Raw genomic sequence first — 237 nt, 5'->3', positions numbered from 1 at the left:
AGCGGCTGATGGTCGAGGAGCGGCTCGAGCCGTACGAAGCGACCGTCAAGGCGATGCAGCAGATCAGCGGCGCGATCGTCGGCATCACGGTGGTGCTGACCTCGGTGTTCGTGCCGATGGCGTTCTTCGGCGGCGCGGTGGGCAACATCTACAGGCAGTTCGCGCTCGCGCTCGCGGTGTCGATCGCCTTCTCGGCGTTTCTCGCGCTGTCGCTGACGCCCGCGCTGTGCGCGACGC

The 237-nt window shown here is 67.9% G+C and carries 1 protein-coding gene; it reads left to right on the top strand.

Annotation, left to right across the window (positions count from 1 at the left end; genetic code table 11):
• Positions 1 to 237: efflux RND transporter permease subunit (locus tag SB751_RS35075; RefSeq protein WP_410749626.1), on the top strand; the 237-nt coding region annotated here is incomplete at both ends.

The sequence above is a fragment of the Cupriavidus sp. SIMBA_020 genome (genome assembly GCF_046535395.1).
GTDB classification, from domain to species: Bacteria; Pseudomonadota; Gammaproteobacteria; order Burkholderiales; family Burkholderiaceae; genus Cupriavidus; species Cupriavidus campinensis.
The sequence above is the reverse complement of the archived record's forward strand: the minus strand, read 5'-3'. Positions and strand labels throughout refer to the sequence as shown.